We start from the raw sequence: 17,603 nt of genomic DNA, 5'->3' as shown, positions 1-17,603 counted from the left end.
CGACCGGCGGGGCGGATGACGGACCGACACGCCCGCTCACGTCAACCCCCAGTAAGCGCCATCCCGCGCTGAGTGGTCATTTCAATGCTCAATGAGAACCGGCATGCGCGATTGAGCACCATAAATGAAGACACGCTGTCCGATTTGGTCGAAATACCCAGCGCGAAACGTGATATGACTCACGGCCTCCACAGGCGCCCTGCCGCGTCTCCTAGGGTGGCTCGCGGTGACTTCTTTCCAGGGCTTCGGCCCCTCCTTCGGTTTCGTTCAATCCACTGCCTTGCGCGCGGCTCTCGCCCTGGTGGTGGTGTTCGTGATGCTTGCCCTGACGGGCTGGACGGCCATCAGAGGCCACAAGGAGGACGCCAACCCCCTGGCCACGGCCAGAGCCACCTGGCAGCACGCCACGTTCCACGGACACCGGCTGCCCGACCCCAACGGCACCCCGGCGAAGCTCCGGGCCTTCTTCGGCACCCTCGACCGAGCCGAGGGGCGGCAGCTCGCGGCCCGCTATCCGCTGGTCGTCGGCAACATGGGCGGCGCCCCCGTCCAGCTGCGCTACCGCGCCAACCGGATCGCGATCGACCAGGCCCGCGCCGTCGAGCGCAAACGCACGGCTGACCGCAGGCTGACGCCGGTCGGCCGCCAGGAGGCGGGCAAGCTGATGCACCGCCTCGAATCGATGCTGGACGACGGCCGCCAGATCCTGTCCTTCGATCCGTCCGGCGACGGCCGGGCGGCGGAGGTCTTCGGCAACCTCACCAAGGCCCGCCGGGTCTCCGTGGTGGTGCCGGGCGTCGACACCAACCTCTCGACGTTCGAGCGCACCGCGCGGGCGAACACCGCGCCCGTCGGCATGGGGCGCTCCCTCTACGCCGCCGAGCGGAAGGCGGCCCCGTCGGCCCGTACTGCCGTGATCGCCTGGGCCGACTTCACCTCGCCCGCAGGGGTGGGCGTCGAAGCCGCCACCGGGAAGCTCGCCGCGGACGCCGCGGTCCGGCTGCGCGAGCTCGTGTCGGCGCTGCCCCGCTCCAGCTCCGTCTCGCTCTTCTGCCACAGCTACGGGTCCGTGGTGTGCGGCGTCGCCGCCCGCGACCTGCCGTCGAACGTCGAGGACATCGCGGTGGCCGGCAGCCCGGGAATGCGGACCGAGAGCAGCGCAGGACTGGGCACCCACGCCCGGGTCTGGGCGATGCGCGACTCCGACGACTGGATCGCGGATGTGCCCAACCTGGAGTTCGGCGGGCTCGGACACGGCGCGGACCCGGTCGATCCGTCCTTCGGTTCGCGCGTCCTGTCGGCGGAGGGCGCCGTCGGCCACGCGGGTTACTTCGCCCCCGGGACCACCAGCCTGCGCAACTTCGCGCTCGTCGGGGTCGGCGCCACCGGCGCCGTGGACTGCGCGAGCGACGACACCGGCTGCACCACCGGCCTTGCCTGAGGGCGCCGCGCCGCACGGCCTGCGGATACGGCCCGGCGCCCGGGGACGGGCCCATCCCGCGAAATCCGCGGCCCCGGCGTTGACCTGCACGGGGCGCGTGGCGGGCCGGGCGGCGCAGAGCCCTTCGACGCGCGTAGCGCAAGGTGCCCGGAAGGGGGACGGGCGGGCAACCGCCCGCATACGATGAGCCGCATGGGTGATGTGCTGGCCGGTTTTCACGCCGTCTGGGAGTTCGACACGGACTCCGTGCTCATCCGCTTCGAACGGGGGATCCGCAGGCCGAAGCTCTTCCAGGCGCTCGGCGAGCGACGCATTCCGTACGAGGCGCTGAGGTCGGTCGAGCTGTCCGAGGGCAGACGGGGCACGGTCGTGCTGCACGCCGTGCCACGACACGGCGCCGATCCGCTGATGGAAGCGGCCGACGGACAGCTCAAGGAGGACGCCGACCCCTACCGCCTGGTGCTGCCGGCCGAGCGCGAGACGCTCGCCGAGTTCTACGCCGATGAGCTGCGCTCCGCCCTGGGGCCCGCTTCCAAGGAGCCCGCGGACCGCTATCTGGTGGCGGCGCCGGAGCCTCCGCTGCACTTCAAGGCGTACGACGGCAAGGCGTCCTTCGACGGCCGGTCGGTGGCGTTCCGCTGGTTCTGGACGGGCGCGTCGTCGGCGAAGTGGAAGCGCGGCGACCAGTCGTTCGCGGTCGGTGAGCTGACCGGCGTCGAATGGCGTTCGCCGGAGATCTTCAACGGCTATCTGCGGCTGCTGGAGCGCGGGTCTCCGGACCCCGTCGCGGGCGAGGCCGACCAGGACCCGGCCGCCGTGGTGTTCGGACTGGGCTACGGCCCGGTCCATGAATCGCTGCCGTTCGCCGCCGCCGTGCTGCAGGCCGTCCGGGGCACGGAGCCGGAGCAGGACCCCCACGAGCGTGAGCCGGTGCGCCGGGCCGGGGACACCCGCCGGGACCCCGCGGACATCGCGGACCGGATACGGCACCTGGGCGAGCTGCACGGCGCGGGGCTGCTGACCGACGACGAGTTCAGCGCGAAGAAGGCCGAACTGCTGGCCGAGCTGTAGGGGCGGCGCCGGGATACGGTCCCGCGCCGGGGCCCCGGGGCCGCGTCATACCGTGGTACGGCCCGAAAGCCCGGACCCTGGTATGACGTCCCGCCCGGAGCGGTCCGCTTACATTGAGGGCGCGATGTCCACACCCACTCCCCCTCCCCCGCCCGCCCCGGGCCGCGAGCCCGCCCGGATCCGGGCGCTGCGCGCCGCACGCCAGGCGGGCCGCGCCCTCGCGGCCGACCTCCGCACCCCGGCCGGGCCCGGCACCCCGCTCTTCGGCACGGCGCACAGCCGCTGGCTGCGCGGGCTGCCGTATGTCGTCGCCTTCGCGTTCGCGGTGTCGCTGCTGCCGACCACCATCACCGTCCTCACCCATGACTACGGCATGAACGGCGGGCTGGCCGGCGGCCTCGCCACGGCGCAGACCGCGCCGCTGCTGCTGGCGGTGAGCCGGCCGCTGCAGGCCTGGTGGGTGATCTTCGCGGCGGACGTCGTCTGTGCGCTGGCGCTCATCGGCGCCGACCATGTCGAGGGCCACGCCTGGCCCTGGCCGCCCACGGTGATCGTCGGCTATCTGGCGCTGATGCTGGCACTGTCCCTGCGTGAGCGGCGCCGCACCCTCATCGCGGTGTGGCTGGCGACCGGCGCGGCGGGCATCCTCTCCGAGGCGATCGCCCCCGACCGCGTCCCGGGCACCTGGGTGCTGCTCTTCGTGCTCAGCGGTGTGGTGCTGCTGATGGGCGCCACGCTGCGCGAACGCGGCGACGCCCAGCGCAGGTTGCTGGAGCAGGAGACCATCAGCGAGGCGGAGCGCGCTCGCCGCACGCTCCTGGAGGAGCGCACCCGCATCGCCCGCGAGCTGCACGACGTCGTCGCCCACCACATGTCGGTGATCACGGTCCAGGCCGACAGCGCCCCCTATCGCATCAGCGGGATCCCCCCGAAGGCCCAGGAGGAGTTCAGCTCGATCGCCGCGACGGCGCGCGAGTCCCTGGCGGAGATGCGGCGGCTGCTGGGGGTGCTGCGCAGCGAGGAGACGGAGCGGGACGGCGGCCCGGAGAAGGCGCCGCAGCCGGGCATCTCTCAGCTGCCGAAGCTGGTCGAGGGGACCGTACGGGCCGGTGTGCCGGTCGAGTTGACGCTGCCCGAGGAGCCCTTGGCGCCGGACGCGGCGGTGGACCTGTCGGCGTACCGCATCGTGCAGGAGGCACTGGCCAATGTGGTGCGGCACGCGCCGGGCGCGCGGACCCGGGTGTCGGTGACCGCCACCTCGGACGGTGCCCGGCTGACCGTACTCATCGTCAACTCCGCACCGCCCGCGCCGTCCGCGCCGCTGGAGACCAGCGGCACCGGGCACGGCCTGGTCGGGATGCGCGAGCGGGTGCGCCTGCTGGACGGCTCGCTCGACACCGGGCCGCTGCCGGACGGCGGCTTCCGCGTCGCCGCCCAGCTCCCCCTGACCGGCTCTCCCCTCTCAGCGAAGGATCCTGACACCGCATGACGACCCGCGTGATCATCGTCGACGACCAGGCCATGGTGCGCGCCGGCTTCGCCGCGCTGCTCGCCGCGCAGAGCGACATCGATGTGGTCGGCGACGCGCCGGACGGTGTGCAGGGGGTGGAGCTGAGCCGCCGGACGCATCCCGATGTGGTGCTGATGGATGTCCGGATGCCGGAGATGGACGGGCTGGAGGCGGCCCGTCAGCTGCTGGATCCGCCGGTCGGCGTCAGCCACCGTCCGAAGGTGCTGATGCTGACGACGTTCGACGTCGACGACTATGTCTACGAGGCGTTGCGGGCGGGCGCGTCCGGCTTCCTGCTGAAGGACGCGCCGCCCGCCGATCTGATCTCCGCGGTGCGCGTCGTGGCGGCCGGGGAGGCGCTGCTGGCGCCGTCGGTGACCCGCCGGCTGATCGCCGACTTCGCGCGCCGGCGTCCGTCGCCCCGCAAGGACCGCGCCTCGCTGCGGCTCAACGGCCTGACGCCGCGCGAGACGGAGGTGCTGGAGCTGATCGCCCGGGGCCTGTCCAATCAGGAGATCGCCGATTCGCTGGTCCTCGCCGAGCAGACCGTGAAGACCCATATCGGCCGTGTGCTGGCCAAGTTGGAGCTGCGGGACCGCGCCCAAGCCGTGATCTTCGCGTACGAGTCGGGGCTGGTCACGCCCGGCGAGCGGTAGGGACTGCCACGGGGTGGGGGTAGGGATACCCCCACCCCGTCCCCTCCTCCCTGAGAACGAGCGGCCCCCGCACCCCCTACCCCGGTATCACCGGGGAGTTGGCCCCGCGGTGTGACGCCGCGTCATACACCTGCTTCGTACGTTTCCCTCCGCCACACCAACGGAAGAGGGAGACGCCACCATGCCGGTGCTGCGAACCACCGCTCGGCGCAGCAAGCGCACACTCATCACCGCCGCACTCGCGCTGGCGGTGGTCGCCGGCACGGGCGGCTGGGCGGCCGGTTCCGCACAGGAGGCCGTCACCGGCCCGCCGCCCGGCGCCACGGCCTGGCGCGCCGACCACTCTCTCGGCCTCCCGCTGCCCGACCCGGCGACCGCGGCTCCGGCCGACGTCGCCCGATTCTTCGGCTCGTTGACCGACCGCGAACGCCATGCGCTCGCGGCCCGGCATCCCTTGACCGTCGGCAACCTCGACGGCGTCCCCGTGACGCTGCGGTACGAGGCCAACTCCCTGGCCCTGAAGGCGGAACGGGATTTCCGGCGGGCCCGCGCCGCCGATCCGGCCGGCACCCTCCAGGACCACCAGGAGGCCCGGAAGGCGGCTGCCCGCTGCGCCGACCTGCTCCGGCCCGGCCGCAGGATCCTCGCCTTCGACCCGCGCGGCCGCGGCCAAGTGGCAGAGGTCTACGGCGACTTGACGACCGCCGAACGCACCGCCATGATCGTCCCCGGCTCCGACATCGACCTGGCCACCTTCGACCGCAGCAACGACCCTTACGGCACCCCGGCCGGCATGGCCACCTCGCTGCGGGCGCAGATGGCCGCCGACGCACCGCACACCCGCACCGCCGTCATCGCCTGGGCCGGCTACACCACCCCGGTCGGTGTCGGGCCGGACGCCGCCACCGGGCGGCTTGCCGAGGCCGGTGCGCCGCGGCTGGCCCGCCTGCTGTCCGGCCTCGCCGCCACCGAGGTGCCCGCGCCCACCGTGCTGTGCCACAGCTACGGCTCGGTCGTCTGCTCCCTCGCGGCCCCCGGAGCGGGCCGCGGCGCCATCGCCGACCTGGTCGTCTTCGGCTCCCCCGGGATGCGCAGGGACACCGTGGCGGAGCTGCGCACCACCGCCCGGGTCTGGGCCGCCAGGGACGCCTCCGACTGGATCGGCGACGTCCCGAACGTCGAACTCCTGGGCCTGGGCCACGGCGAGGACCCCACCGACCCCGCCTTCGGCGCGCGCCGTGTCTCCGCCGAGCGCGCCGACGGCCACACCGGCTACCTCGCCCCCGGTACGGACTCCCGCCGCAACTTCGCGGCCATCGCGCTGGGCCGCTACGGCGACGTGCGCTAGGGCCTGTCCGCCGCTCCCGCGCCACCGCACCGCCCGGTAACGCCACTCCTCACCACAGGGACCTCCCATGGCAACCGCAGCCACCGCGCTCCTCGTTCCCGTCAGCGGCACCTCGCTCGGCGGCACGCCCCGGAAGAACACCGGCCTCCCGGCCGCGGTCCGCAAGGCCGTCGGCGCCATCGAGGACCGGACCCCGGCCCACCGCGACCGCGCCATCGACGGCCTGCGCGCCCTGGCGCTGCTCGCCGTCCCCACCGGCCACTGGCTGCTCGGTGGTTTCACCCTCGACGCCGGCGGTGCGCTGCACAACGCCAGCCCGCTGTCCGCCTTCGGCGCGCTCGCGCCCGCCAGTTGGGTGCTGCAGATGCTCGGCATCTTCTTCCTGGTCGGCGGGTATGCCTCGGTGCTGTCCTGGCGCCGTGCCACCGGCCGGGGCGAGTCCACCACCCGCTGGCTGGGCGGCCGGCTCGTCCGGCTGGGCCGCCCGGTCCTCGGCGTGACCGCCGTCTGGGCGGCGATGCTGCCGGTGCTCCACGGGCTGGGGGTGCCGGAGGCGACGCTGCGGACCGGGGCGACGCTGGTGATCCAGCCGCTGTGGTTCGTCGGGGTCTACGCGGCGGTCACCGCGCTGACGCCGTACTGCGTACGCGCCGCGCGGCGGATGGGCGCCTGGGCCGCGGCACCGCTGCTCGCGGCGGTCGCCGTGGTGGACTTCCTGCGCTACGGACCTCTCGCCGACGCGATGCCGTCCTGGCTGAGCCTGCTCAACCTGCTCCCCGGCTGGATGTTCGCCTACCAGCTCGGCGTCTCCTGGGGCGAGCGGCGACTCGGCAGGGCCGCCGCCCGGTGGCTGCTGCTCGGTGGCGCCGCGCTGTTCGCCGCGCTGCTGGTCTTCTTCCACTACCCGGCGAGCATGGTCGGGGTCCCCGGGGTGTCACGGACGAACTCGCATCCGCCGTCGCTGCTGGTCCTGGCGCTGGCCGCGGCGCAGTCGGGCGCCGCGATCCTGCTCCGCGACCGCCTCGCCCGTCTGCTGCGCCGCCCCGCGCTCTGGGCGCCGGTCGTGGTCATCAACCTCTCGGCGATGACGATCCTGTGCTGGCACCAGACCGCGCTGCTGTCGGCGGCCGTGCCCGCGTCGTTCCTCGGCCACCTGCCCGGCCTGACGGTCGCGCCCGACTCCCCCGGCTGGGTCCTCGTCCGCCTCGCGTGGCTGCCCGTCTTCGCCGCCGCGCTGCTGCTCATCGGGCGTACCACGCGCCGCTTCGAGGCCCCTTGGACCGGCGTCACCCGCTGGTGGCGGGCCCTGGCGGCGGTCCTGGCGGCGGCCTTCGCCGTCTTCGCACTCGGGCTGGCATGAGCCCCGCGCGGCGCGTGCGGGAGCGGCCCGGGGGCCGCTCCCTGGTCCGGCGTGATCCCACGACAGACGACAGACCCTAGGCGCGCCCGGCGGAGGTGAACGTCATGTCGGCGTAGCGGGCCCCCGCGACCTGGCCCGCGATCGGCTCCAGCAGGGCCAGGTCCGCCGCGCTCAGTTCGATCCGGGTCGCCCCGGCGTTCTCCTCGGCCCGGCTGCGCTTGCGCGTACCGGGGATCGGCACGACGGCCAGTCCGCGCGCGGCGGCCTGCTGCTGCACCCAGGCGAGCGCGATCTGCCCGAGCGTCGCGTCGTGGGCCGCCGCGAGGGTGCGGACCGGTTCCAGCAGCGCGGCGTTGGCGGCGGCGTTGTCGCCGGTGAAGCGGGGCTGCTGGCGGCGGAAGTCGTCCGACGTCAGCTCCTTGTCGGCGCTGACGAACGCACCGGTCAGAAAGCCCCGGCCGAGCGGCGAGTACGGGACGACGCCGACGCCGAGCTCGGCCGCCGCCTGCACCACACCGTCCTCGATGTCCCGGCTGAAGAGCGACCACTCGGACTGCAGCGCGGCGATCGGGTGCACCGCCTGGGCCGCGCGCAGCTCGGAGGCGGTGACCTCGCTCAGACCGAGGTGCTTGACCTTGCCCTCGGCCACCAGCTCGGCCATCGCCCCGACCGACTCCTCCAGGGGGACGTTCACCTCCCGCCGGTGCATGTAGTACAGGTCGATCTCGTCGACCCCGAGGCGCCGCAGGCTCGCCTCGACGGCCTGCCGGATGTAGGGGCGGTCGTTGCGTATGACGCGCTTCGTCGGGTCCTGCGGGTCGAGGGACAGGGCGAATTTGGTGGCCAGCACGACCTCGTCGCGGTGCGCCCGGAGGAACGGCGCGAGGAACTTCTCGTTCTCCCCCATGCCGTAGACGTCCGCGGTGTCGTAGAGCGTGACGCCCAGGTCCAGCGCGCGGTCCAGGGTGGCGCGAGCCTCGTCGGTGTCGGTGGGGCCGTAGGCGAAGCTCATGCCCATGCAGCCCAGGCCCTGTACGCCGACCCGGGGGCCGCCGGCGCCCAGCTCCACCGTTTCGATCTTCGCGCTGCCGGTCTTCGTGGTGTGTGCGGTCTGCTCGCTGCCCATGGTGTCTCAGAACCTCTCGGACGCCCGGCGGGCGTCGGCATAGATGTCGATCTTGTAGTCGAGGACGTCCAGCGTGCTCCGCAGCTCCGCGATGCGCTGTCGTACGCCCTCGCGGTGCGCGGTGAGCAGTTCCTCGCGTTCGGGGAAGGTGGTGTCGCCGGCCCGCACCAGCTCGGCGTAGCGGACCATGTCGGCGACCGACATCCCGGTCAGCCGCAGTTTGGTCACCAGCTCCAGCCAGTCCAGGTCGCGGTTGGTGAAGCGGCGCTGGCCGGTGTGGGTGCGGTCGACGTGCGGCATCAGGCCGATGCGCTCGTACCAGCGCAGGGTGTGGGCGCTGAGCCCGGTGTGGTCGGCCACTTCGCTGATCGTGTAGCGGTCGCGGCCGGCCGGCTTGGGATGGGCGGCGGGCGCCGTCCCGCAGCGGGCCGCCTCGGCCGGCGGCTCCTCGGGGCAGGCGCGCAGCCGCCCCGGCCGCCCGCCGGCCGCCGTCACCCCGCCCGTCACCGGTTCGCTCTGCGTCACCGTCATGCGTGTCTCCCCTGTCCGCCGGATGCCGCCCGGCGTGCGCCGGGGCCTCTCGACGTCCTCAACGCTAGAGACTTCGAGTGCACTCCAGGCAAGCGCACTCTTGACCCGGAATTGGGGAGACCGGCCCCGGTCGGGACGGGATTTCGCGGCGGATAGTCTCGGAAGCATGCAGAGCCTGGGGATGATCGAGAACTGGCCGGTGCCCACCGCCGCGGCCGCCGTCATACGCGCCGACGGATCGGTGGCCGGCTCCTACGGCCCGCTGGAGCACCGCTTCCCGCTGGCGTCCGTCACCAAGCCGCTCGCCGCGTATGCCGCGCTGCTGGCGATCGAGGAGGGCGCCGTCGAGCTGGACGAGCCGGCCGGGCCCGCGGGGTCCACGATCCGTCATCTCCTCGCCCACACCTCCGGTCTGGCCTTCGACGAGCAGCGCACGATGGCCGAGCCCGGCACCCGCCGGCTGTACTCCAACTCCGGTTTCGAGGCGCTGGGCGACCACATCGCCAAGGCGACCGACATCCCCTTCCCGCAGTACCTCCACGAAGCGGTGCTCGAACCGCTCGGGATGACCGCGACACAGCTGCCGGGCTCGCCCGCCAAGGACGGCGTGTCCACGGTCGCCGATCTGATCCGGTTCGCCGCCGAGCTGCAGGCGCCGCGGCTGCTCGCCCCGCAGACGCTCGCCGAGGCGACGTCGGTGGTCTTCCCCGGTGTGACGGGTGTGCTGCCGGGCTACGGCCACCAGAAGCCCAACGACTGGGGTCTGGGCTTCGAGATCCGCGACGGGAAGTCGCCGCACTGGACGGGCGCCGCCTCCTCGCCCCGCACCTTCGGACACTTCGGGCAGTCCGGCACGTTCCTGTGGGTGGACCCGGACGCCGGCGCGGCGTGCGTCGCGCTGACCGACCGCGCCTTCGGGCCGTGGGCCGTCGAGGCCTGGCCGAAGCTGACCGACGCGGTGCTGTCCGAACTGCGCTGAGGGACCGCGGGGTGCGGCCGGGAAGGCGTGGAGCCGCCGGCCGGGCCCCCGGCCGCTCGGACGGCCGCACTCCGGGCCGCTCACATATACGTCTGCTCCGGCCCCATCTCCCACACCAGGCACTCCGCCGCCGCCAGTCCCTTCAGCTCCAGCCCGTCGGCGTCGGTGATCCGGGCCGCGTCACCGGCCTCCAGCCGCTCCTCGCCGATCCGGACCGCGCCCCGCACCACCTGCACATACGCGCGGACCGCGTCCGGGACGGCGGTGCGCTCACCGTCGGCGAGGCGGCGGACGTGCAGCATCGCGCCGGCCCGCGGAACCGCGTACGGCGTGCCGTCGGCGATGCCCCGCACCACCTCGTACTCCGGCTCGCCGCCGAACTCGGCCGGCGCCAGCCACATCTGGACGAAGCGGAGCGGCCCGGTCCCGTCATTGCGCTCCACGTGCCGTACGCCGCCCGCCGCGCTGAGCCGCTGAAGATCACCGGGCCGTACGGTCGTCCGGTGGCCGGCCGAGTCGCGGTGCGTCAGCTCGCCCTCGACGACCCAGGTCACGATCTCGGTCTCACGGTGCGGATGCTCGTCGAAGCCGGCCCCGGCCGCCAGCCGCTCCTCGTTGCAGGCGATCAGCGCGCCGAAACGCAGATTGTCCGGGTCGAAGTGGGGCCCGAAGGAGAACGCGTGCAGTGACTCGATCCCGGCGTCCGCGTCCTCGTCCCGATAGCGTTCATCGCCCCTGCGCACCTGAATCATTGGCCCACCGTAGAGGGGTGAGCCCCGAAGTCGCGCCCGCCCCGCAGGCCGACGACACGACGCCCCACTCCCCCACCCAGCCCCGCCGCGACACCCCGCAGCCCCGATAAGGCAGGCTTGTCCCGTGTCTGAACCCGCATCGCGCGACGCGCACCCGCACTACGCGACCCTTCGCCGCTTGGAGCAGTCGGCCGGCAAATTGGCGGCCGGGGCCATCGCCCGCATGGACGCCACGCTGCCGTGGTACCGCGCGATGCCACCGGAGAACCGCTCCTGGATCGGCCTGGTGGCGCAGGCCGGTATCGCCGCGTTCACCGAGTGGTTCCGGCATCCGGAGACGCCGCAGGCCATCAGCACCGATGTTTTCGGCACCGCGCCACGCGAGCTGACCAGGGCGATCACGCTGCGCCAGACCGTGGAGATGGTCCGGACGACCATTGAGGTCATGGAGTCCGCCATCGATGAGGTCGCAGCGCCCGGGGACGAGTCCGTCCTCCGCGAAGCGCTGCTGGTCTACGCCCGGGAGATCGCCTTCGCGACCGCCCAGGTCTACGCCCAGGCCGCCGAGGCCCGTGGCGCGTGGGATGCCCGGCTGGAGTCGCTGGTGGTCAACGCCGTGCTCTCCGGGGAGGCCGACGAGGGCGCCGTCTCCCGTGCCGCGGCGCTGGGCTGGAACTCCCCCGAACATGTCTGTGTGCTGCTCGGCACCGCGCCCGACGGGGACAGCGAGCTGACCGTCGAGGCGATCCGCCGGGCCGCCCGGCACGCCAAGCTCCAGGTGCTGACCGGTGTCCTCGGCACCCGCCTGGTGGTGATCGCGGGCGGCTCGGACAATCCGCTGAAGGCCGCGAAGTCACTGATCGGCCCCTATGCGGCCGGTCCCGTGGTGGCCGGCCCGGTCGTCTCCGACCTGCTCGCCGCGACCCGCTCGGCGCAGGCCGCGGCCGCCGGGCTGCGGGCCTGCGCCGCCTGGCAGGACGCCCCGCGGCCGGTGCTCGCCGACGATCTGCTGCCGGAGCGCGCGATGGCTTCGGACCCGGTCGCGCGCGACCAGCTGGTGGAGGAGATCTACAGACCGCTGGAGGAGGCGGGGTCGGCGCTTCTGGAGACGCTGAGCGTCTATCTGGAGCAGGCGAGCAGCCTTGAGGGGGCGGCGCGGATGTTGTTCGTGCACCCCAACACCGTGCGCTATCGGCTACGACGTGTGACGGACGTCACCGGCTGGTCGCCGTCCGATGTGCGCTCCGCGTTCACCTTGCGGATCGCGCTGATCCTGGGGCGTCTGGCTGACGCCGAGGCGCAGCTCTAGACTTTTGTCGAACACCAACAATTCCCCCGATGGTTCTTCGTCCCTGTCCCCACGGGCGGGCGGGACCTCCCACAAGAGAGAGTGTGAGGGTGCTCGTACTCGTCGCTCCCGGCCAAGGCGCTCAGACGCCCGGCTTCCTGACCCCCTGGCTCGACCTCCCCGGTGTCGAAGACCGGCTCCGTGAGTGGTCGGCCGCCATCGACCTGGACCTGGTCCATTACGGCACAAAGGCTGACGCGGACGAGATCCGCGACACGGCCGTGGCGCAGCCGCTCCTGGTGGCCGCCTCCCTGGTCTCCGCGCGCCAGTTGTTCGCGACGCCCGAGGACTTCGCAGCCCGCGTCGGCGCGGCGGCCGGACACAGCGTCGGTGAGCTCGCCGCCGCCGCGCTGACCGGCACGCTCTCGGACGGCGACGCGATGGGCCTGGTGCGCCGTCGCGGGCTCGCCATGGCCGACGCGGCCGCCGTCACCGAGACCGGGATGGCCGCGCTGCTGGGCGGCGACGAGGCCGTCGTCGTCCCGCATCTGGAGAAGCTCGGCCTGACCCCGGCGAACGTGAACGGCGCCGGCCAGATCGTCGCCGCGGGCACCGCCGCGCAGATCGAGGCCCTGGTCGCCGACAAGCCGGAGGGCACCCGCCGGGTCGTCCCGCTGAAGGTGGCCGGTGCGTTCCACACGCACCACATGGCACCCGCCGTCTCCGTCCTGGAGTCCGCGATCACCGAGCTGCCGGTCGCCGACCCGCACACCCGTTACGTCTCCAACAAGGACGGCCGGCAGGTCACGTCCGGCCAGGACCTGGTGCAGCGGCTGGTGGGCCAGGTGGCCAACCCGGTGCGCTGGGACCTGTGCATGGAGACGTTCAAGGAGCTGGGCGTCACCGCGCTCATCGAGGTGGCCCCGGGCGGCACGCTCGTCGGGCTCGCCAAGCGTGCGCTGCCCGGTGTGCAGACCCTCGCTCTCAAGTCCCCGGACGACCTCGACGCGGCCCGCACGCTGATCGCCGAGCACTCTGCAACGGCCGAATAGGAGCCCGAAGCACATGACCTCGAAGATCAAGCCCGCGCAGGGGTCCCCGTACGCGCGGATCATGGGGGTCGGCGGCTACCGCCCGACCCGCGTCGTGCCCAACGACGAGATCCTCAAGCACATCGACTCGTCCGACGAGTGGATCCGGTCACGCTCGGGCATCGCCACCCGCCACTGGGCGAGCCCCGAGGAGACCGTCGCCCTCATGTCGGTGGAGGCGTCCGGCAAGGCGATCGCCGACGCCGGCATCACCCCCGAGCAGATCGGCGCGGTGGTCGTCTCCACCGTCTCGCACTTCAAGCAGACCCCGGCCATCGCGACCGAGATCGCGCACCGCATCGGCGCGGTCAAGCCGGCCGCGTTCGACATCTCGGCGGGCTGCGCGGGCTTCGGCTACGGCCTGACCCTGGCCAAGGGCATGGTCACCGAGGGCTCCGCGGAGTACGTCCTGGTCATCGGCGTCGAGCGGCTCTCGGACCTGACCGACCTGGAGGACCGCGCGACGGCCTTCCTGTTCGGTGACGGCGCGGGCGCCGTGATCGTGGGCCCCGGCAAGGAGCCGGCGATCGGCCCCACCGTCTGGGGTTCGGAGGGCGACAAGTCCGAGACCATCAAGCAGACCGTCGCGTGGGACGAGTACCGGACGACTCCGGTACCCGGCGGCAACGGCCCCGAGGAGCGCACCGCTCCCGAGGCGATCCGCTATCCCGCCATCACCCAGGAGGGCCAAGCGGTCTTCCGGTGGGCGGTGTTCGAGATGGCGAAGGTCGCCCAGCAGGCGCTGGACGCGGCCGGAGTCAGCCCGGACGACCTGGACGTCTTCATTCCGCACCAGGCCAATATGCGGATCATCGATTCGATGGTGAAGACTCTGAAGCTGCCGGAGAGCGTGACGGTCGCCCGTGACGTGGAGACCACCGGCAACACCTCGGCCGCCTCGATTCCGCTCGCCATGGAGCGGCTGCTGGCGACCGGGCAGGCCAAGAGCGGCGACACCGCGCTGGTCATCGGCTTCGGGGCGGGTCTCGTGTACGCCGCGACGGTCGTTACCCTCCCCTAGGCAAGATCTGCGCAGCACCGTACGTCTTCGGAAGTGTCGGCCGCTGTACAGAGCTTCACCGAAATAACCGCAGTTTCCCCCAAAAGACCGAAGGAGCGCCATCATGGCCGCCACTCAGGAAGAGATCGTCGCCGGTCTCGCCGAGATCGTGAACGAGATCGCCGGGATCCCCACCGAGGACGTCCAGGTGGAGAAGTCCTTCACCGACGACCTGGACGTTGACTCGCTGTCCATGGTCGAGGTCGTCGTCGCCGCCGAAGAGCGCTTCGACGTGAAGATCCCGGACGACGACGTCAAGAACCTCAAGACCGTCGGCGACGCGACCGACTACATCCTCAAGCACCAGAGCTGATCCAGCTTCCGCGCATGTCGCCACCCCTCGGTGGCGCCGTCTATTCAGACCCCTCTACCCGTGGAGTAAGAATTCCTGTGAACGCGACCAATCGCACCGTGGTCGTCACCGGTATCGGCGCAACCACACCGTTGGGTGGCGACAGCGCTTCGACCTGGGAAGCCATGCTCGCCGGCCAGTCCGGCGTGGGTAACCTCACCGAGGACTGGGCCGCCGAACTGCCGGTTCAGATCGCCGCCCGCGCGGCTGTCGACCCCTCCGAGGTCATCCCCAAGCCGCAGGCCCGCAAGCTGGACCGCTCGGCGCAGTTCGCGCTGATCGCGGCCCGCGAGGCCTGGGCGGACGCCGGTTTCACCGCGAAGGCGGGTGAGGACACCTCCGTCGACCCCGACCGGCTCGGCGCCGTCATCGCCTCCGGTATCGGTGGCGTGACCACCCTGCTCGACCAGTACGACGTGCTCAAGGAGAAGGGCGTACGCCGCGTCTCCCCGCACACCGTCCCGATGCTGATGCCCAACGGCCCGTCCGCCAACGTCGGCCTGGTCGTGAACGCCCGTGCGGGCGTGCACACCCCGGTCAGCGCCTGCGCGTCCGGCTCCGAGGCCATCGGCTACGCGATCGAGATGATCCGCACGGGCCGCGCCGACATCGTCATCGCCGGCGGCACGGAGGCGGCGATCCACCCGCTGCCGATCGCCGCGTTCGGCAACATGATGGCCATGTCGAAGTCCAACGACGACCCGCAGGGCGCCTCCCGCCCCTGGGACACCGCACGCAACGGCTTCGTCCTCGGTGAGGGCGCGGGCGTCATCGTCCTGGAGTCGGCCGAGCACGCCGCCAAGCGTGGCGCCAAGGTCTACGCCGAGGCCGTCGGCCAGGGCGTCTCCGCCGACAGCCACGACATCGTGCAGCCCGAGCCGTCCGGCAACGGCATCGCCCAGGCGCTGCGGAACCTCATCGAGTCCAACGACGTCGACCCGGCCGAGATCGTGACGGTCAACGCGCACGCCACCTCGACCCCGCAGGGCGACCTGGCGGAGCTGAAGGCGCTGCGCAAGGCCTTCGGCGACGATGTCGACCACATGGCGATCACCAGCACGAAGTCGATGACCGGCCATCTCCTGGGCGGCGCCGGCGGTATCGAGACGGTTGCCTCGATCCTGGCGCTCTACCACCGGACGGCCCCGCCGACGATCAACATCGACAACCTCGACCCCGAGGTCGACGTGGACATCATCCGCGACAAGCCCCGCCAGCTGCCCGCGGAGGGCCGCCTCGTGGCGCTGAACGACTCGTTCGGCTTCGGCGGCCACAACGTCGTGCTCGCGTTCCGTACGATCTGAGCACGCCGTACGCACTGATCCACCATGAGGGCCCGCCCGGTCACCCCGACCGGGCGGGCCCTCGTGCGTGTCCTGCGGGCCGCGCCCGTCAGCGGTCGAAGCTGGCGAAATACGCCGCCGCGCCGTCCTCGTCGCCGTGCCCCTGCGCTTCCGACCGGCGAAACCGCTCCGCCGCCGCGTCCGCCAGATCCATCCGTACGCCGGCCTGACGGGCCGCGTCCGTGATGAGCCGGGCGTCCTTGCGTCCGGTGGAGACGCTGAAGCTCGCCGGATAGTCGCCGGCCAGGATCATCTCGGACTTCATCCGCAGATAGGGCACGTCGAGCGGCCCGCCGGCGACCGCGGCCAGGAAGTCGCGCGGGTCCACCCCGAGTCCCTCGGCGAGCGCGAGCGCCTCGCCCGCGCCGTTGATGAGGGTCAGCACCCAGCTGTTGGCGACGAGCTTGAGACGGCTCGCCGCGCCGCTCGCGGCGTCCTCGCCGACCCACCGGGTGCCGCTCCCCACCACGGCGAAGACCTCATCGGCCCGCTCCCGCACCTCCTGCGGACCGGCGGCCATGATCGTCAACTCCCCCTTCTCCGCCGGCACCTTGGTGCCGAGGACGGGTGCGTCGACGAACCGCAGCCCGTGCTCGCGGGCGAACGCGGCGAGCGGCGGGACGCCGTCCACGCCCACCGTGCTCATCTGCAGCCATACGGTGCCGGGGGCCAGCCGCGGCGCCGCCTGCCGCGCGGCGTCCAGGACGGCCGGCCCGTCGAGCAGCATCGTGAGGACGACATCCGCGCCGTCCACGGCCTGTGCCGGGGTGTCCATGACGCGGATCCCGTCGGCGGCCAGCGGTTCGGCCCTGGCGCGGGTGCGGTTCCAGGCGCGGACGTCGAACCCGGCCGCGACGAGGTTGCGGGCCATCGCCGCGCCCATGATTCCGGTACCGAGCACCGCTACTGAGGTGTGTTCAGACATGGAGGCACGCTAAGACCTGGAGTTCAGCCGAAGGCAACTCCGGCCCCGTTCGCCCGCGTCGTCCGGGGCGTCAGACGACCTGGTGGAGCCAGCGGACCGGGGCGCCCTCACCGGCGTACCGGAACGGTTCGAGTTCGTCGTCCCAGGGCTTGCCGAGGAGTTTGGAGACCTCGGCGGGCAGCTCGGTCTCGCCGCGCGCGGAGCGGGCGAGGGCGGCGCGCAGCCGGTCCTCGGGGATGAGGATGTCGCCGTGGATGCCGGTGACGGCGTGGAAGATGCCCAGTTCGGGGGTGGCGCTGTAGCGCTCGCCCTCGGCGGTGGAGCAGGGCTCCGCGGTCACCTCGAAGCGCAGCAGGTGCCAGCCGCGCAGCGCGGAGGCCAGCTTGGACGCCGTGCCCACCTCTCCCTGCCAGGAGAACTCGGCTCTCCAGGTGCCGGGGGAGGCCGGCTGGCGGATCCAGTCGAGATTGACGCGCACGCCGAGGACGCCCGCCACCGCCCATTCGACGTGCGGGCACAGCGCGCGCGGAGCGGAGTGGACGTACAGAACTCCACGTGTCGTCACCGGGACCTCCAGTGCGGTTCGAGGTTCGCCTTCCCCAGCGGCCTCGTGCCCGTTCCGGTTGCGGCCGGGACAGCTGCTGACATTCTGCCCCAATGATCACTTCGGCACCAGCTTGCGAGGTGACCTACAGTAAACACCATTCGGTGCAATTTGTCGCAAAAGGGACAGGAAATGACGTGATGTAATTTGTTTGTGCCGACTGCAC

17 protein-coding genes are annotated in these 17,603 nt (G+C 72.4%); 12 read left to right on the top strand and 5 right to left on the bottom strand.

Going from position 1 to position 17,603, the window contains the following annotated elements; genetic code table 11:
• The first annotated feature begins 226 nt into the window (after nucleotides 1-226).
• The 6 genes from ACIRQ7_RS14350 to ACIRQ7_RS14325 all read left to right on the top strand — a co-directional run bounded on the left by ACIRQ7_RS14350 (nucleotide 227) and on the right by ACIRQ7_RS14325 (nucleotide 7,386).
• Nucleotides 227-1,441 carry an alpha/beta hydrolase gene (locus ACIRQ7_RS14350; RefSeq protein WP_404262501.1) on the top strand — a complete coding sequence of 405 codons (1,215 nt, stop codon included), beginning with the start codon at nucleotides 227-229 and terminating at the stop codon, nucleotides 1,439-1,441.
• Nucleotides 1,442-1,633: 192 nt separating this feature from the next.
• The gene (locus ACIRQ7_RS14345; RefSeq protein ID WP_404262499.1) at nucleotides 1,634-2,512 is read left to right on the top strand and encodes a DUF4429 domain-containing protein; all 879 of its coding nucleotides are present in this window, start codon (nucleotides 1,634-1,636) and stop codon (nucleotides 2,510-2,512) included.
• Nucleotides 2,513-2,636: 124 nt separating this feature from the next.
• The gene (locus ACIRQ7_RS14340) at nucleotides 2,637-4,001 is read left to right on the top strand and encodes a sensor histidine kinase (protein ID WP_404262498.1); all 1,365 of its coding nucleotides are present in this window, start codon (nucleotides 2,637-2,639) and stop codon (nucleotides 3,999-4,001) included.
• On the top strand, nucleotides 3,998-4,678 hold the full coding sequence (locus ACIRQ7_RS14335) for a response regulator (protein ID WP_401471965.1): 681 nt from the start codon (nucleotides 3,998-4,000) through the stop codon (nucleotides 4,676-4,678). Before ACIRQ7_RS14340 ends, ACIRQ7_RS14335 begins: the two co-directional genes overlap by 4 nt.
• Nucleotides 4,679-4,859: 181 nt before the next feature.
• A complete protein-coding gene (locus ACIRQ7_RS14330; protein ID WP_404262496.1) occupies nucleotides 4,860-6,026 on the top strand; it encodes an alpha/beta hydrolase in 1,167 nt (388 codons plus the stop codon).
• Between the two features lie 67 nt (nucleotides 6,027-6,093).
• Nucleotides 6,094-7,386 carry an acyltransferase gene (locus ACIRQ7_RS14325; protein WP_404262495.1) on the top strand — a complete coding sequence of 431 codons (1,293 nt, stop codon included), beginning with the start codon at nucleotides 6,094-6,096 and terminating at the stop codon, nucleotides 7,384-7,386.
• Between the two features lie 76 nt (nucleotides 7,387-7,462).
• Here the strand turns inward: ACIRQ7_RS14325 and ACIRQ7_RS14320 are convergent, their stop codons facing one another.
• Both ACIRQ7_RS14320 and ACIRQ7_RS14315 read right to left on the bottom strand, forming a co-directional pair.
• Nucleotides 7,463-8,512 carry an aldo/keto reductase gene (locus ACIRQ7_RS14320; RefSeq protein WP_404262494.1) on the bottom strand — a complete coding sequence of 350 codons (1,050 nt, stop codon included), beginning with the start codon at nucleotides 8,510-8,512 and terminating at the stop codon, nucleotides 7,463-7,465.
• Between the two features lie 6 nt (nucleotides 8,513-8,518).
• On the bottom strand, nucleotides 8,519-9,043 hold the full coding sequence (locus ACIRQ7_RS14315) for a MerR family transcriptional regulator (protein WP_404262492.1): 525 nt from the start codon (nucleotides 9,041-9,043) through the stop codon (nucleotides 8,519-8,521).
• A gap of 166 nt (nucleotides 9,044-9,209) precedes the next feature.
• Between ACIRQ7_RS14315 and ACIRQ7_RS14310 the strand changes: the two genes are divergently transcribed.
• Nucleotides 9,210-10,022 (top strand): serine hydrolase domain-containing protein, encoded by an 813-nt coding sequence (locus ACIRQ7_RS14310; RefSeq protein WP_404262491.1) that lies wholly within the window; start codon nucleotides 9,210-9,212, stop codon nucleotides 10,020-10,022.
• Between the two features lie 80 nt (nucleotides 10,023-10,102).
• Here the strand turns inward: ACIRQ7_RS14310 and ACIRQ7_RS14305 are convergent, their stop codons facing one another.
• Nucleotides 10,103-10,774 (bottom strand): pirin family protein, encoded by a 672-nt coding sequence (locus tag ACIRQ7_RS14305; protein ID WP_404262489.1) that lies wholly within the window; start codon nucleotides 10,772-10,774, stop codon nucleotides 10,103-10,105.
• Between the two features lie 106 nt (nucleotides 10,775-10,880).
• Here ACIRQ7_RS14305 and ACIRQ7_RS14300 point away from each other — a divergent pair, with 106 nt between their 5' ends.
• The 5 genes from ACIRQ7_RS14300 (at nucleotide 10,881) to ACIRQ7_RS14280 (ending at nucleotide 15,869) form a co-directional block, all read left to right on the top strand.
• Entirely contained in the window at nucleotides 10,881-12,083 is a 1,203-nt protein-coding gene (locus ACIRQ7_RS14300) for a PucR family transcriptional regulator (protein WP_401472351.1), read from the top strand.
• A gap of 89 nt (nucleotides 12,084-12,172) precedes the next feature.
• Nucleotides 12,173-13,114: an ACP S-malonyltransferase gene (locus ACIRQ7_RS14295; protein ID WP_403670463.1), complete on the top strand. Its 942-nt coding sequence runs from the start codon at nucleotides 12,173-12,175 to the stop codon at nucleotides 13,112-13,114.
• A 13-nt stretch (nucleotides 13,115-13,127) separates the two neighbouring features.
• Nucleotides 13,128-14,174: a ketoacyl-ACP synthase III gene (locus ACIRQ7_RS14290; protein ID WP_403670460.1), complete on the top strand. Its 1,047-nt coding sequence runs from the start codon at nucleotides 13,128-13,130 to the stop codon at nucleotides 14,172-14,174.
• A 103-nt stretch (nucleotides 14,175-14,277) separates the two neighbouring features.
• Nucleotides 14,278-14,526, top strand: a complete 249-nt coding sequence (locus ACIRQ7_RS14285) for an acyl carrier protein (protein WP_393679986.1) — start codon at nucleotides 14,278-14,280, stop codon at nucleotides 14,524-14,526.
• Between the two features lie 77 nt (nucleotides 14,527-14,603).
• Entirely contained in the window at nucleotides 14,604-15,869 is a 1,266-nt protein-coding gene (locus ACIRQ7_RS14280; RefSeq protein ID WP_403670457.1) for a beta-ketoacyl-[acyl-carrier-protein] synthase family protein, read from the top strand.
• Between the two features lie 88 nt (nucleotides 15,870-15,957).
• Here ACIRQ7_RS14280 and ACIRQ7_RS14275 read toward each other — a convergent pair whose 3' ends face one another.
• Together ACIRQ7_RS14275 and ACIRQ7_RS14270 are read right to left on the bottom strand one after the other, a co-directional pair.
• A complete protein-coding gene (locus ACIRQ7_RS14275) occupies nucleotides 15,958-16,833 on the bottom strand; it encodes an NAD(P)-dependent oxidoreductase (protein WP_404262486.1) in 876 nt (291 codons plus the stop codon).
• Between the two features lie 70 nt (nucleotides 16,834-16,903).
• The gene (locus ACIRQ7_RS14270) at nucleotides 16,904-17,398 is read right to left on the bottom strand and encodes a DUF3145 domain-containing protein (protein ID WP_401471933.1); all 495 of its coding nucleotides are present in this window, start codon (nucleotides 17,396-17,398) and stop codon (nucleotides 16,904-16,906) included.
• Nucleotides 17,399-17,603 lie beyond the last annotated feature (205 nt).

The organism is Streptomyces sp. NPDC101393, assembly GCF_044767385.1.
Taxonomy (GTDB): domain Bacteria; phylum Actinomycetota; class Actinomycetes; order Streptomycetales; family Streptomycetaceae; genus Streptomyces.
The sequence above is the reverse complement of the archived record's forward strand: the minus strand, read 5'-3'. Positions and strand labels throughout refer to the sequence as shown.

What these genes read in the sequence shown, in the direction of transcription:
- ACIRQ7_RS14290 (WP_403670460.1), top strand. Translation starts at nt 13,128, where the DNA reads ATGACCTCGAAGATCAAGCCCGCGCAGGGGTCCCCGTACGCGCGGATC.
- ACIRQ7_RS14345 (WP_404262499.1), top strand. Translation starts at nt 1,634, where the DNA reads ATGGGTGATGTGCTGGCCGGTTTTCACGCCGTCTGGGAGTTCGACACG.
- ACIRQ7_RS14320 (WP_404262494.1), bottom strand. Translation starts at nt 8,512, where the DNA reads ATGGGCAGCGAGCAGACCGCACACACCACGAAGACCGGCAGCGCGAAG.
- ACIRQ7_RS14315 (WP_404262492.1), bottom strand. Translation starts at nt 9,043, where the DNA reads ATGACGGTGACGCAGAGCGAACCGGTGACGGGCGGGGTGACGGCGGCC.
- ACIRQ7_RS14275 (WP_404262486.1), bottom strand. Translation starts at nt 16,833, where the DNA reads ATGTCTGAACACACCTCAGTAGCGGTGCTCGGTACCGGAATCATGGGC.
- ACIRQ7_RS14330 (WP_404262496.1), top strand. Translation starts at nt 4,860, where the DNA reads ATGCCGGTGCTGCGAACCACCGCTCGGCGCAGCAAGCGCACACTCATC.
- ACIRQ7_RS14335 (WP_401471965.1), top strand. Translation starts at nt 3,998, where the DNA reads ATGACGACCCGCGTGATCATCGTCGACGACCAGGCCATGGTGCGCGCC.
- ACIRQ7_RS14340 (WP_404262498.1), top strand. Translation starts at nt 2,637, where the DNA reads ATGTCCACACCCACTCCCCCTCCCCCGCCCGCCCCGGGCCGCGAGCCC.
- ACIRQ7_RS14305 (WP_404262489.1), bottom strand. Translation starts at nt 10,774, where the DNA reads ATGATTCAGGTGCGCAGGGGCGATGAACGCTATCGGGACGAGGACGCG.
- ACIRQ7_RS14325 (WP_404262495.1), top strand. Translation starts at nt 6,094, where the DNA reads ATGGCAACCGCAGCCACCGCGCTCCTCGTTCCCGTCAGCGGCACCTCG.
- ACIRQ7_RS14310 (WP_404262491.1), top strand. Translation starts at nt 9,210, where the DNA reads ATGCAGAGCCTGGGGATGATCGAGAACTGGCCGGTGCCCACCGCCGCG.
- ACIRQ7_RS14285 (WP_393679986.1), top strand. Translation starts at nt 14,278, where the DNA reads ATGGCCGCCACTCAGGAAGAGATCGTCGCCGGTCTCGCCGAGATCGTG.